This is a genomic window from Sorangiineae bacterium MSr12523 (assembly GCA_037157775.1).
GTDB lineage: Bacteria > Myxococcota_A > Polyangia > Polyangiales > Polyangiaceae > Pendulispora > Pendulispora brunnea.
In genome coordinates, this window is record CP089982.1 from 2648972 (window position 1) to 2661585 (window position 12614).

The 12614-nt window shown below is 65.7% G+C and carries 11 protein-coding genes; 7 read left to right on the top strand and 4 right to left on the bottom strand.

Features of this window, described 5'->3' with window-relative positions; genetic code table 11:
* Positions 1-5: 5 nt before the first annotated feature.
* Positions 6-1196, bottom strand: a complete 1191-nt coding sequence (gene hemW / locus LZC95_10760; GenBank protein WXA97315.1) for a radical SAM family heme chaperone HemW — start codon at positions 1194-1196, stop codon at positions 6-8.
* Between the two features lie 205 nt (positions 1197-1401).
* Between hemW and LZC95_10765 the strand changes: the two genes are divergently transcribed.
* The 5 genes from LZC95_10765 to LZC95_10785 all read left to right on the top strand — a co-directional run bounded on the left by LZC95_10765 (position 1402) and on the right by LZC95_10785 (position 7963).
* Entirely contained in the window at positions 1402-3567 is a 2166-nt protein-coding gene (locus LZC95_10765; protein ID WXA97316.1) for a bifunctional (p)ppGpp synthetase/guanosine-3',5'-bis(diphosphate) 3'-pyrophosphohydrolase, read from the top strand.
* Positions 3568-3673: 106 nt separating this feature from the next.
* On the top strand, positions 3674-4099 hold the full coding sequence (locus tag LZC95_10770) for a response regulator (protein WXA97317.1): 426 nt from the start codon (positions 3674-3676) through the stop codon (positions 4097-4099).
* A gap of 11 nt (positions 4100-4110) precedes the next feature.
* Complete coding sequence (gene trmFO / locus LZC95_10775; GenBank protein WXA97318.1) at positions 4111-5496, top strand: methylenetetrahydrofolate--tRNA-(uracil(54)-C(5))-methyltransferase (FADH(2)-oxidizing) TrmFO; 1386 nt, start codon at positions 4111-4113, stop codon at positions 5494-5496.
* Between the two features lie 274 nt (positions 5497-5770).
* The gene (locus tag LZC95_10780) at positions 5771-6964 is read left to right on the top strand and encodes a serine/threonine protein kinase (protein WXA97319.1); all 1194 of its coding nucleotides are present in this window, start codon (positions 5771-5773) and stop codon (positions 6962-6964) included.
* 3 nt (positions 6965-6967) lie between these two features.
* Positions 6968-7963, top strand: coding sequence for a hypothetical protein (locus tag LZC95_10785; protein WXA97320.1), 996 nt, complete (start codon positions 6968-6970; stop codon positions 7961-7963).
* Here LZC95_10785 and LZC95_10790 read toward each other — a convergent pair.
* From LZC95_10790 to cysC, 3 genes are read right to left on the bottom strand one after another with little or no spacing between them, the layout of a single operon-like run.
* On the bottom strand, positions 7941-8675 hold the full coding sequence (locus tag LZC95_10790) for a phosphoadenylyl-sulfate reductase (protein ID WXA97321.1): 735 nt from the start codon (positions 8673-8675) through the stop codon (positions 7941-7943). The genes LZC95_10785 and LZC95_10790 overlap by 23 nt on opposite strands.
* A complete protein-coding gene (locus LZC95_10795) occupies positions 8656-10374 on the bottom strand; it encodes a nitrite/sulfite reductase (protein ID WXA97322.1) in 1719 nt (572 codons plus the stop codon). The genes LZC95_10790 and LZC95_10795 overlap by 20 nt, the downstream gene beginning before the upstream one ends.
* Positions 10371-10967 (bottom strand): adenylyl-sulfate kinase, encoded by a 597-nt coding sequence (gene cysC / locus LZC95_10800; protein WXA97323.1) that lies wholly within the window; start codon positions 10965-10967, stop codon positions 10371-10373. The genes LZC95_10795 and cysC overlap by 4 nt, the downstream gene beginning before the upstream one ends.
* 157 nt (positions 10968-11124) lie before the next feature.
* Here cysC and LZC95_10805 point away from each other — a divergent pair, with 157 nt between their 5' ends.
* Together LZC95_10805 and cobA are read left to right on the top strand one after the other, a co-directional pair.
* Positions 11125-11748, top strand: a complete 624-nt coding sequence (locus LZC95_10805; protein ID WXA97324.1) for an XRE family transcriptional regulator — start codon at positions 11125-11127, stop codon at positions 11746-11748.
* 74 nt (positions 11749-11822) lie between these two features.
* Positions 11823-12608, top strand: coding sequence for a uroporphyrinogen-III C-methyltransferase (gene cobA / locus LZC95_10810; protein ID WXA97325.1), 786 nt, complete (start codon positions 11823-11825; stop codon positions 12606-12608).
* The last annotated feature ends 6 nt before the right edge of the window (positions 12609-12614 follow it).

Here is a 12614-nt window from a genome sequence, read left to right on the forward strand (position 1 = left end):
GAACTCTAGAACAGGCGCGCAGCCGTGTCGTCCGTGAAGAGCCACGCGGGACGCGGAATCGACAGCTTGCCACCGTCGATGCGCAACCGATTCATCGTCACCAGTCGCTCTGCGGCGCGCCGGCGTTCGCGCGGCCATGGCTCTACGTGCAGCTCCGTGGCGCTTTGCTCCAGATCGAGCCCCTCTTCGGTGCGAAGGCTCAGCATGATCCGCTCGCGCAAAAGTGCCTCGCCGGTCACCGTCTCCGAGAACATCGAGAGCCCATCGCCCTCGCCCACGCGATCTCGCAGCATCGTGCGCGTCGCCTCGACGTACTTCTTCGGATCGATTGCATTGCGGTACCGAACCCGCTCCACGCTGTCTCCACGCCGCACGCATCCGAACGCCGCGCAGCCGAGCCCAATGTACTCTTCGCCGCGCCAGTAGCCGAGGTTGTGCCGCGACTCCTCGCCGGGGTGTGCGTAGTTGGATATCTCGTAATGGCGGAAACCGCGCGCGCTCAGCGCTTCGTCGATGGCCAAAAACGCGTCGGCCGTACGTCCGTCGTCCGCGAGAGGCAATCTTCCACGTCGCGCCAGCTCCCCGAACTGCGTCCCCGGCTCGATGGTCAATTGGTAGCAGGAGAGGTGCGTCAGGCCGAGCTCGGCGAGGTGAATCGCCTGATCACGCGCATCTTCGGGCGCCTGCTCGGGAAGTCCGAAAATGATGTCCGTCGACAGGCGCGGAACGCCGGCCGCCATGGCGCCCTCGATGGCGGCGAGCGCCCCCGCCGGATCGTGGAGTCTTCCGAGGTATCGAAGTTGCTCCTGTCGGAGGGATTGCGTCCCAATGGAAAGACGATCCACCCCCACGTCGCGAAGCGCGCCGGCACGGGCGCGATCCAGCGAGGTGGGATTGCACTCGACCGTGATCTCCAGATCGGGCGCACACGAAAAATGTGCACGAATGGCGGCGAGCACGCGACCGAGCTCGTGCGGCTCCCAAAGGCTTGGCGTTCCACCGCCAAAGAAAATACTGCGCACGACGCGATCGCCGATGGCCTCTGCGCGCGCGTCCAGCTCGCGGAGAATCGCGTCCGCGTACCCGGCATGATCAATGGAAGCGCGATCTTTCGCGTAACTCACGAAGTCGCAGTACGGGCATTTGGCCAGGCACCACGGGAAATGCACGTACACGCCGGTCTGGTTATGTTTCATCTACGAGGACCGTCTAACGTCAAAAACGATGGCTAGCACGGAGCTAACACCTGAAAAGCCGCCAAATTTGCGCTGGAGCCGCCCCGGCAACGTTCTGGGCGGAGTCTCCAATTGCCGGGAAAAAGGACGAATGTTACGTTTCCGTTTCAGCCTCCAAGCCCAGACTCGCCGAACTTCGCTCGGCACCTGGCATAGGGGCTAACCAATGCTCCAAGTCGATGATCTAATCCAGCGCGTCCGTGGGTATCAGCCGCTGGCCGATGCCGAGCTGATCAAACGAGCTTACGACTTTAGCTATCGGGCTCACTCGGGCCAGGTGCGTAAGTCGGGCGATCCGTACTTCGTCCATCCGGCCGGCGTGGCGGGCATCATCACCGAACTGCGGCTGGATACGGCGAGCGTCTGTGCCGGTCTCTTGCACGACGTGGTGGAAGATACCCTCGCTTCCACGAAAGATCTGGAGCGGGAGTTCGGGCACGAGATCGCCAACCTCGTCGACGGGGTCACCAAGCTCTCCAAGATCAACTTCACCTCGAAGGAAGATCGCCAGGCGGAGAACTTCCGCAAAATGGTGGTCGCCATGGCCCGCGACATCCGCGTGCTCTTGGTGAAACTCTGCGATCGCGTCGACAACATGCGCACGCTGGAGTTCATGAAGCCGGATGCGCAAGAGCGCATCGCGCGCGAAACGTTGGACATCTACGCGCCGCTGGCCAACCGGCTCGGCATGCAGAGCTTCAAGAGCGAGCTGGAAGATCTCTCCTTCAAGTACCTCGAGCCCGAGGTGTACGCCGAGCTCGCGAGCACCATCAGCCGCACCAAGCGCGAACGCGACAAGTACATCGCCGACGTCAGCAAGACACTGCTCGCCCGCCTGGCGGAGCAGGGCTTCGCCTGCGACGTCAGCGGCCGGGCGAAGCACCTCTACTCCGTCTGGCGCAAGATGAAGGCGCAGGACTGCACGATCGATCAGATCCACGATCTGATCGCGTTTCGCGTGCTGGTGGAGTCGGTGAGCGACTGTTACGCCGCGCTCGGCGTCGTTCACTCCAAGTGGACGCCGGTGCCCGGGCGCTTCAAGGATTACATCGCGCTTCCCAAGCCGAACATGTACCAGTCGCTGCACACGACGGTCATCGGCCCCTCGCGCGAGCGGCTGGAAATCCAGATCCGCACCCACGAAATGCACCGCGTGGCCGAGCGCGGCATCGCCGCGCACTGGCGGTACAAGGAACGCAACGGCGGCGGCGTTCCGGATCAGGACGCACAGCGTTTCGGCTGGCTGCGCCAGCTCATGGAGTGGCAGAAGGAGCTGAAAGATCCGGCCGAATTCCTGGAGGGCGTCAAGGTCGACCTGTTCGAGGGTGAAGTCTACGTCTTCACACCGAAGGGCGATGTGCGCGTCTTCCCGCGCGGGGCCACGCCCATCGATTTCGCGTTCGCCATCCACTCGCAACTCGGCGAGCACATCACCGGCGCGCGCATCAACGGCAAGCTCGAGCCGCTACGCTACAAGCTGCGCAACGGCGACATCGTCGACATCATCACCAACCCGAACCAGCATCCGTCGAAGGATTGGCTCGAGTTCACCGGCACCACCCGGGCGCGGGCCAAGATTCGCAATTTCCTCCGCACCGAGGAGCGCGAGAAATCGCTGCGTCTCGGGCGCGAGCTGCTCGAGCGGGATCTGCGAAAATCCGGTTTGAGCTTGAACCGGCTGCTCAAGAACGACCACGAGCTGGGCAAGTTGTTCGAGTCCCTCAAGGTGCAGAACCAAGAGGAGCTCTTCATCGGCATCGGCTACGGCAAATTGAAGCCGACGGACGTGCTCGCGGTCGTGGCCCCGCCCGAAGAAGACGGGCGCGAGAGCATTCCGCCGGCAGATCTCCGCGAGGGGCGCATCGAGGGCCTGGTTCGCAAGGTCATCAAGCGCGACGAAGAGGGCATCCGCCTCAATGGCATCAACGACGTCCTCGTCCGCTACGCGCGATGCTGCAACCCGCTGCCAGGGGACGATATCCTGGGGTTCATCACACGCGGGCGCGGCATCACCATCCACCGTCGCGGCTGTCCGAAGGCGTTCGACACGGATCCTGCACGTCGGGTGGAAATCGCGTGGGACGCGAAAGCGAAAATCAATCGCAATGTACAACTGCGCGTGACCACCGCGAATCGACCCGGCATTTTGGCCACGGTGGGCCACACATTCAGCGCACAGGGCATCAACATCAGTGAAGCCAACTGCCGCGCAGGCGACGACGGGCGCGCTGTCAACGTATTTACGTTCATATGCAGCGACATGAACCAGCTCAAGAATGTCATGAAGGCCCTGCAGAAGGTGGAAGGGGTCGTTGCCGTCGAGCGTGCGTAGCGGTTCCAGAGGGCGGTCGCCTGGCGGCGCCGCCCAAGTCTCGAAAGCCGTTCGGCGGAGGTGAAACTGTGGACCCGAGGTGCAAAGGTCGCGGTAAACTGCAGTCGTGCAGCACGCGAAAAGGCACGTGACGGGTCCCCTCGACGCAGACGCGAACAGCACTCGACCCATCCTCGTCGTGGATGACGACGAAGACCTGCTCGAGGTGTTGGTCGACCTTCTGGCCGCCGCGGGATACACCGTGGGTTGGGCCCGAAATGGCCAAGACGCGCTGTCAGAAATCGAAAAAGGCGGCCTTCCCAGCGTCATCTTTCTCGACATGCACATGCCCGTCATGACCGGCGCGGAATTCCTCGAGCACCGCATGCGCGATCGCGAGTTGCGCAAGGTGCCGGTGGTGGTCATGTCGGCCCACGCGGTGACATTTTCCCGCTCGGCCTTCGGCGTCGTCGACGTCATCGTGAAGCCCTTCAGCTTCGATGACCTGCTGCGCGCCGCCAAAAGGCACACCGGCTCTGCTATCACGCACTAGTAGAGAGACCCATGAAGCACGTGCGTATCATCGGTGGTGGCCTCGCGGGCTGTGAGGCGGCGTTTCAACTCGCGGAGCGGGGCGTCCAGGTGACGTTGCTCGAGCAAAAGCCCGAGCGGCGGACGCCGGCGCAAACGACGGATTGGCTCTGCGAGCTGGTGTGCTCCAACTCGATGCGCTCGAATGCATGGGTCAATGCGGTTGGGTTGCTGAAGGAAGAACTGCGGCGGTGCGGCTCGCTGGTCCTCACGTGCGCGGAAGAGGCGCGGGTGCCGGCGGGTGGTGCGCTGGCCGTCGATCGCGAGCGGTTTGCGGAGGCGGTGAGCCGGCGAGTCCGCGGGCATGCGCGCATCCACGTCGAGCATCGCGTGGTGATGCGCGTGCCGGAGGCCACGAAGGACGAACCGGTGATCGTGGCGACGGGACCGCTCACCGGCGACGAGTTGGCCGCGGACTTGGCCGCGAAAATCGGAGTTTCGCAGCTCGCGTACTATGATGCGATCGCGCCCATCGTGAGCCAGGACTCGATCGACGAATCCAAGGTGTTCTACCAGTCGCGATGGGGCAAAGGCGGCGACGACGATGGGCCCGACAAGGGCGAGGTGTTGCGGGATCGCGCAGCGCTCGGGGACGAGGCGTACATCAATTGTCCGATGGACGAGGCCACGTACAAAGCCTTCGTGGCGGCCGTCGTGGGCGCGGAGAAGGTGGCACCGCGATCGTTCGAGGACATTCGCTACTTCGAGGGCTGTCTTCCCATCGAGGTGATGGCCGGCCGCGGCGAGCTGACGTTGGCCTATGGGCCGATGAAGCCGGTGGGCCTCACCGATCCACGCACGGGCGCGCAGCCGTTCGCCGTGGTGCAACTCCGCAAAGAGGACGCCGCAGGAACCGCGTACAACTTGGTGGGCTTCCAGACGCGCATGACGTACGGCGAGCAGGCGCGCATCTTCCGCATGATCCCCGGGCTGGAGGAGTGCGAGATCCTTCGCTACGGGAGCGTGCACCGCAACACCTTCGTGAACGCGCCCGAGTTGCTGGACGAGCACATGCAGCTGCGGGCGTTGCCCAATGTGTACCTCGCGGGGCAGATCACCGGTGTCGAGGGCTACGTCGAGAGTGCGGCCGGCGGGTACGTGTGCGCGGTGCTGCTGGCGCAGTCGCTGGCGGGGGATCCCTTCGTGCCGCCGCCCGAGACGACGGCGCTGGGGGGCATCCGCACCCACCTTTCGCGCAAGCAGCCGGACTACCAGCCATCGAACATCACCTGGGCGTGCCTTCCGCCCCACACGAATCGGCGCCTCAAGAAGCGTGAGCGCTACGCGGCATTGGCCGAACGCGCCCTGGTCGATTTGGGCCAATGGCTCGATTCGGCGCCGCAGGCGCGTGTGCCGTGACGCGAAAGTTGCACTGCCCTAAATCAGCGACGCGGTCTTCGAACTGAAAGAGGAAAACCGCCAAGGACGCCAAGATGGATGGGGTTCATCCACCTTGATTTCTTGGCGTTCTCGGCGTCTCGGTGGTTTCTCTTTCGAGAATTGCGTTCACTGACTTCTGGAAGCCGTATCCCTCGACAAGGATTGTAGGATTTCGCACAATCGGTAGGGAGTGGTTCAAGGCTTCACAGTCGCGCGGAAGTACCATGCGATTTCGCTTCTCGGGCAGGGAGGCATGGGGGCCGTTTATGACGCCGTCCACGAAACGACGGGTCGCCGTGTTGCGCTGAAGCTTCTGCGCGCCGAGCAATTGCGCAATGGGCGTGCGGTGGAGCGCTTCCTGCGGGAGGCGCGCATCGTGGGCGGGCTTTCCTCACCGCACATCGGCGGCGTGCTCGATGCGGGCACGGACGAGGAAAGCGGTATTCCCTACTTGGCGCTGGAGTACCTGGAAGGCTTCGACCTGAAGTCGCTCCTCGTGCGCCGTCAGCGTTTGCCGTGGGCGCTGGCCTTGGCGATTGCGGTGCAGGTATGCCGCGGTCTCGCGGCGGCGCAGGCCGCAGGCATCATCCACCGCGACGTGAAGCCGGCGAACGTGCGGCTCACCGCGGGCTCGGATGGCGAATTGGTGACGAAGGTCATGGACTTCGGCGTGGCCAAGGACATTGCCGAGGAGATTTCGCTCACCACGACGGGCGACATGGTGGGGTCGTTCTCGCACATGGCGCCGGAGCAGTTCTCGCTCAAGCCGATCGACTTTCGCGCCGATGTTTGGGGCGTGGGCATCCTGCTGTTCGAGGCCATCACGGGCGTGTTGCCCGTGGCCAGTGGCACCAGTCCAATGAGCCTGGCGAGCCTGAGCCTGGGTATGCTCGCGGCGAGCAACCCAAGGGTGCACATTCCGGATCTGCGCAGCTGCGGCGTGACGGTGCCTGCCCGGGTGGAGGAGATCGTCGCGAAAGCGCTGTCGGTGGATCCGGCGGGTCGATTCGCCTCGGCGCATGCCATGGGCGAGGCCATGACGGAGCTGCTGCGGCCCGAGCTGCGCGTGATGTTCGGCGATCTGGAGGACGGGAGCCGCCTCACGCCCGCGATGCCCGCGCCGCGAGTTCGAACGACGCGCCCAGCGTGGCGGACGTGGGCGGGGCGGGGGGCGCTGGTGGCGATTCTGCTCGCGGCCAGTGCCAACTTGGTGTGGAGCTCCTCGCCGGAGCCGCGCGCGGTGAAGCGTGAGCCTCCCGCGGCGATCGTGCCCGAGAAGGTCGCGCCGCCGCCCGAGCCCGTGGATCCTCTGGTGCCGGCCGTGAGCTTGCCGGCATCGGCTCCGCCCGCGGCCTCGTCGGCGCCCGTGCGTGCGCGCGCACGGGCGCGTGCCGCTGCGCCGGCGGCGAGCGCCCCGCCCCACGTCTCCAGCCGCGACAGGATGTGAGCGATGCGAAAGCTTGGCCATGCCGCGGTGGCAGCCGCGTTCCTCGTCTCGGTGCCGCTCGTGGCGCGCGCGCAGCCGACGGATCATGCGCGCGCGGAGCAGCACTTTCGTGCGGGTCGAAGCCTCGTTCTCGCGGGGCGATGCAGTGAGGCGATGACCGAGCTTCAGCGCAGCATCGAGTTCGAGCCCAGCGTGGGGGCGTATCTGAATCTCGGCGATTGCTCGTTCAAGATGCGCAAGCTCGAGGATGCTTGGTACGCGTACAAGGAAGCCGAATCCCTCGCGCAAGCGCGCAACGATGCGCGGCTTGGCGAGATCGTGGGCGATCTCGCGGGCATCGAACGCACCGTGGTTCGTCTGGTGGTGCGTGCCCCGGCCGATGCGACGAACCTCGCGGTGAGCGTCGATGGTCGCACCATTGCGCGCGAGCGGCTCGGGCAGATCATCGTCGATCCCGGTGGCGATCACACCGTGGTGGCTCGGGCCGATGGCAAGGAGCCGTGGCAGAAGACGGTGCGGGCCGCGGCGGGGGCTCGGGTGCAGCTGGAGCTCGATCTGCGCAATCGCGCCGTTGCCGTGCCACCTGTTGCGGGGGCCGGAGAACCGAGGCGGGCTCCCGCGGAAGGGGAGCGATCGAGCGGCATGCGCACGGCGGCCTATGTCGTGGGCGGCGTCGGGGCCGCGGCGCTCGTGGCAGGCGGCGTGTTCGGTGTGCTCGCGCTTTCGTCGCGCAACGAGTTGAACGACGCCGTTCGCGAGAAGTGCGGCGACCGCCCGTGCGATCCGGGTCTTCGCGGCGAGCTCGATCCCATCGAGTCGCGCGCGAATACGCAGGCAACGTTGTCGACGGTCTTCATCGGTGCCGGGGCCGCGGCCGTGGTCACCGGCGTGGTTCTCTGGGTGGTCGCCCCGAAGCGCGCCAAGGAAACCGCGTGGAGCATCGGAACGGGGCCCGATGCTCGTTCACCGTTGGGCGTCAGCGTGCGGGGGGCGTTTTAGGCACGTAGATCGCCGAGTGCAGGCCGCACTCGGTCTTTCCGCGTCCGGCCCATCGCCCGGAGCGCTCGTCCTCGCCCTCGGCCACGGCGCGCGTGCACGGCCAGCACCCGATCGAGAGAAAGCGGCGTGCGCGAAGCGGGTGTTCCTCGATATGGTGGCGCGCCATGTACTCGGCCGCCTCCTGCGCCGACATGGTGGCGATGGGATGCACTTTGACGTGCCCCTCGTCGGTCGCGAGCAGAATCGGAACGTTGGCACGCGTAGAGCTTTGATCGCGCCGCAGCCCGGAGACCCAGCCACGCGCCTCGCGCAAGACGGGGGCGAGCGGGTCTATCTTATTGATCTTGCAGCAAAAATCGGGATCTTTGCCCTGAATGTCCGCGCCGTGCTCGACGATGAAATCATCGCGCGGAATAGAGGGCTGCAGCGTGCGGATCGTCAGGTGGAGCGACTCGGCAAGGCGATCGCGGTAGGCGAGGGTCTCGTCGAAGAGGAAGCCCGTGTCGATGAAGACCACGGGCAGGTGCGGCGCCACCTCGCTCCACAAGTGCAGCAGCACGCCGCTGCCGGCACCGAAGGACGACGTGAAGAGCAGCCGCTCCCCCCATCGCTCGACGGCATACGCGAGCCGCTCCGCGTAGCTCGCCTTCTCGAGCCGCGCGTTCGCGTCGGCGAGCTCGGATTGCGTCACGTCAGGCTGCGCACTCGCCATCTTTCGTCTCTATCACGAAGCCCGCGGTCTCGCCGATGTCCACCGCCTCGTTGCTGTCCGCGCTCGGCGGTCCTGCCAGGCTCGCCAGCGCGAAGGTGACCCGCTTGGGATCGACGCGCTGGAAGAATTGCCGCGGACGCTCGCCTTCTTTGCGGTCCGTCTCGAAAAGCTTCATCAACAGCACCACGGCATCCGGCACGCGCCGCGCGATGATCTTGATGACCTGCTTGCCGAACCGCGCGCCGTTCTCGTCGACCCCGCCGCCCAGGTGCAGCTGATAGACCGGGACGGTCGTGCCGCCAAAGCTCTTGGCGCCGCCGTGGAAGCCGAGGTCGGCCACGTGGTGTTGCCCGCAGCTGTTCGGGCAACCGCTGATCTTGATCGTCGTATCGCGCATCGCCGAAAGCTCGCGCACGTCGTCCTTCTCGAGGCGCTCGCCGATGGCAGCTCCGAGCGCGCGCGACGAGGTCACGGCCAAGCTGCACGACTCCGCGCCCGGGCACGACACGACGTCGCGCGCCGAGTGCACGCCGCTTCGCGTGAGCCCCAGCTCCGAGAGCTCCACGTACAGCGCCGGAAGGCTCTTTTGATGGACCCAGGAGAGCAGCACGTTCTGGTCGATGGTGAGGCGCAACGAACCGTCGCCGTACCGATCCAGGATGCGTGCAAGCCCGCGCAGGCTCTTCGAGGTGAGCTCGCCGAGATGAAGGCGCACGTACACGGCCGCAAACCCGTCTTGCTTCTGATCCACGACGGCATTGGCCCGCCACGCGAGGAAGCCTGCGGGGCGCTCCGCCGGCGGCTCCACGGCCGGTGCGGGAACGCGACCCGGCTCCGGCGGCAACTTCAGCTCCGCGGTCGCTTCCGCATCGACCTCCGCGCGGATCTGCGCGTACGTCTCGCGGAATTTTTCCTCGCCCAGCTTGCGCAGCACGTACTTGAGGCGCGCGCGGTGCTTGTTCTCGCGGTTTCCGAGCTTGTTGAACAGCCGCAGGACCGCCTCGCCGATGCGCGCGATTTCCGTCGGGCGCACGAACTCGTGCAACGTGATGGCCGCCTGCGGGCTCGTCGAAAGCCCGCCCGCCGCCACGACCTTGAATCCGGGCTCGCCGTCCTTGACGGTGGCGATGAAGCCCAGGTCGTTGATCTGCGTCATCGCGCAGTCGGTCGCGCAGCCGCTGAAGGCCGACTTGAACTTGCGCGGCAAGCCGCCGGACAGCGGATGGCGCAGGAAATAGCGGGTGAGCGCCTCCGCGTACGGAGAGACGTCGAACGGCGCGCTCTTGCAAACCTCGGCCACCTCGCACCCGGTGACGGTGCGCGCGGTGTTGCCACAGGCCTCGCGCGTGGTGAGTCCTGCTTCGTCGAGCCGTCGCATCGCGGTCTCGACGTCCTTCATCTGCACGAAGTGAAACTGGACGTTCTGCCGCGTGGTCACGTGACCCATCCCATGCCCATAGCGGTCGGCCACGTCGGCGAGGGCCTCGAGTTGCGTCACGCCGAGGAGCCCGAAGGGGATTTTCACGCGCACCATCTGCACGCCGTCCTGTCGCTGTCCGTAGACGCCGCGTTGCAGACGGAAGACGCGGAAGGCATCGGCCCCCATCTCGCCGCGCTCGAAGCGCTCGAGCTGGACGACGAAGTCGTCGATGTCTTTCGGGTGGGAGTAACGAGGGAGAAACGGTGCTTGTTGGCTCATGATGGATTCGCCGCGTCGCCGGGCGCCTCGGCGCGAGCCAATTCGGATTCCTCGAGGTAACCGAGCTCGCGCAATGTGATGAGAATCTGGGAAAGGGCCTTTTCGACCGAGATGGCGCTCGTATCGAGCGTGAGCTCGGCGGAAAGGGGTTCTTCGTAGGGGTCGTTGACCCCGGTAAACTGGGGGATCTCGCCCGCGAGAGCCTTTTGGTAGAGGCCCTTCACGTCGCGCTTGATGCACTCGGCGACGGGGGGTGCAACGTGCACCTCCACGAACGAGCCGATGGTCTCCCGCGCGCGGTCCCGCGATGCGCGGTAGGGGGAGATGGCGGCCACGAGGACGGTCACCCCGTTGCGTGCGAGAAGGTGCGCAACGAAGGCGATGCGGTCTACGTTAATGTCGCGATCTTCACGGGAATAGCCGAGCCCTTTGGAGAGGTGGGTGCGGACGATGTCGCCATCGAGCAGCTCGACCTTCTTGCCCGCGGCCCGGAGCCGGGGGAGCAAGGCCTCGGCCAAGGTGGACTTCCCCGCGCCGGAGAGCCCCGTAAACCACACAACTGCCCCATTTTTCGAGCTTTGTGAGCCGGACATGCGCCCTGTTCAGGCCCGTTGGGGGGCCCGCCTCCGAATACATTGTCCGTCGCGGCTTCCCCGCGATGCCGTATCCTCTTCCATGGTAGGGTGCGTCTCCAGCGGCAGTGTGGGTTCTGCTATACCGTACTTTGAGTCCACAATAATGGAGGACAGGTTGGCTGTTCGCAAGGGCAATCCGGGAGCGCGTGCACGTGCCGCCGAGGCATTGGGCGATGACATTGGTGCGGCGGAGCTGGGACGGCGGGTCGCAGAGAACCTCCGCCAGCGGCGCAAAGCACGCGGAATGTCTCTGGATGATCTGGCTCAATCTTCGGGGGTGAGCCGCGCGGCCCTCTCCCAGATCGAGACCCAGAAGTCGAACCCCACGCTAGGCATCCTCTGGAAGATCGCCGTGGGCCTCGGGGTGCCCTTCGCCGACTTGATTGGGGAGGCCAAGGGCGGCGTGTCGATTCTGCGGCGCGGAGACGCTCAAATCCTGCGTTCTCTCGATGGCAAGCTGGAGAGTCGCCCGCTCGCGCCCGCTGGGGCATCGCCGGTGGTGGAGCTGTACGAGCTCCGGATGGCCGCCCGTTCGACCCACGTGTCGGAGGCGCACGCGCCGGGCACCCACGAGTTGGTGGTGGTGCTCACCGGTTCGCTGCGGCTTCGCGTGGAAGGGGAGGTCTACGATCTTGTCGCGGGTGATTCCATTTCGTTTCCGGCAGATGTCGGGCACGCGTACGAGAACCCCGGTGGCTCCGAAGCGCGGTACCACAACGTCATCGTTTATGAACGATAGGCGTGTCGCGACTTGCTGCACCGCAGCAGGTTCGTTATCTTGAAGCGGTGTTTCGCGATACTGGATACCGGCGCATGCAACGGGGCAAAGTTTGGCTGGTGGGCGCGGGCCCGGGTGATCCCGAGTTGCTCACCGTGCGTGCGCATCGTCTGATCGCGAACGCGGAAACGCTGGCGTACGACGAGCTGGTTTCGCCCGAGATTCTGGCGCTTGCGCCGGCGGGGGCGGAGCGCATTCCGGTGGGGCGTCGCGGCGGTGGCTGTCGCCATCACGAGGCGAAGATTCACCCGCGCGTGCTGGAGCTCGCGCTGGAGGGCCGTGAGGTCATCCGCGTGAAGGGCGGCGATCCGTACATTTTCGGCCGCGGCGGCGAAGAAGCCGAGGAGCTTTTCGCCGCGCGCATTCCCTTCGAGGTGGTCCCGGGTATCTCGGCGGCGTTGGGCGCCGCGGCCCGTTTGCATGTGCCGCTCACGCACCGCGGGGTCTCTTCCTCGGTGACGTTCGCCACGGCGCACGCTGCGACACCGGACGGTGAAGCGAGCTTGCCGAGCTATTTGCCCAGCGACGGCACCTTGGTCTTCTACATGGGCCTGGGCAAACTCAGCGATCGCCTCGCCGAGTTGATGCAAGCCGGTCGCCCCGCCTCGACCCCCGCCGTCGCCATCGCATCGGCCACGCTTCCCAACGAGCGCGCCGTCTTCGGCACCATCGGCACCCTCGCCGAGTTGGTCCAAGCCGCCAACCTGGAAGCCCCCGCCTTGGTCATCATCGGCGAAGTCATCTCCCGCGCCGTCTCCAGCCCCGAGTCCAAAGACGCCCTTCTGGGCGAAATCGCGGAATATGCTATGATTTCCGGATGAACCGGC